Consider the following 1,281-nt stretch of genomic DNA (forward strand, 5'->3'; position numbering starts at 1 on the left):
GTCGACCCGCCGACCGCAGGCGCCACCTTGTTGATGCCCGACGAGGTCGCGCACTTCTCGCCCCACCCCGACCCCGAGGCCCGGTTCCGCGGCATGTCGCCGATCACGCCCGTGGTCCGCGAGATCCAGGCCGACACGCAGTCGACGATCCACAAGCAGGCGTTCCTCAAGAACGCCGCCACGCCGAACCTCGTCGTCAAGTTCGACCGCGAGACGAGCGAGGACGCGTTCGACGAGTTCGTGAAGCAGTTCCGGTCCTCCCACCAGGGATCGCGCAACGCCTACAAGACGCTGTTCCTCACCGGCGGCGCCGATGTCGAGGCCGTCGGCGTCGACTTCAAGCAGCTCGACTTCGCCGCCACGGTCGGCAAGGGAGAATCCCGCCTCGCCTCCGCGTTCGGTGTCCCGCCCTCCTGGGTCGGGTTCTCCGAGGCCCTCGCCGGATCCAGCCTGAACGCCGGGAACTTCACGGCCGCCCGCGACCGCTTCGCCGACGGCACCGTCCGCCCCTGGTGGAGGGACGCCGCCGCCTCCCTCGAAGTCCTCATCGAACGCCCCGACGACGGCGCGTCCCTCTGGTACGACGACCGCGACATCGCGTTCCTGCGCAAGGACGAAGCCGAGCAGGCCAAGATTCACGCCGCCGAGGCCCAGACCATCCGCACGCTCATCGATGCGGGCATGACCGCCACCTCCGTCGTCGACGCCGTCAACGCCCAGGACTGGAGCCTGCTCGAGCACTCCGGGCTGTACAGCGTCCAGCTGCAGCCCGCCAACCAGCAACCCACGCAGCCAGCAACCGGCAACTCGCCGGAGGAATCCGGAGAGGAGACCGAGGACTAATGGACACCAAGAGCCTGCACGTCGAGATCAAAGACGCCGACAAGGGCGAGGTCGAGGCCCTGTTCTCGACCTACAACGTGATCGACAAGGACGGCGACGTCACCCTGCCCGGCGCGTTCGATGACGGCGCGCCCGCGAAGATCTCCGCCTACGGCCACGCCTCCTGGTCCGGGGTCCTCCCGGTCGGGAAGGGCACGATCAACGACATCGGCACCGGCGCGGTCATGCGCGGCAAGTTCTTCCTCGACACCACCGCCGGGAAGGACACGTTCACCACCGTCAAGGAGCTCGGGCCGCTCCAGGAGTGGTCGTACGGGTACGACGTCATCGAATCGGAGTTCGGCGAGTTCGAGGGCAAGCACGTCCGGTTCCTCAAGAAGCTGAAGGAAGTCGGATCGTAGCCATGTCGTTCTGTGAGCCAAGGAGTTGGAGATGGCA

Annotated in this window: 1 protein-coding gene; it reads left to right on the forward strand. The window is 67.2% G+C overall.

Annotated elements, in window-relative coordinates:
• A partial coding sequence (locus tag ABFX50_RS50570; protein ID WP_346158441.1) for a phage portal protein occupies positions 1-843 on the forward strand: 843 nt, incomplete at its 5' end.
• Positions 844-1,281: the final 438 nt, after the last annotated feature.

This window comes from Nonomuraea recticatena (genome assembly GCF_039533245.1).
GTDB lineage: Bacteria > Actinomycetota > Actinomycetes > Streptosporangiales > Streptosporangiaceae > Nonomuraea > Nonomuraea roseola.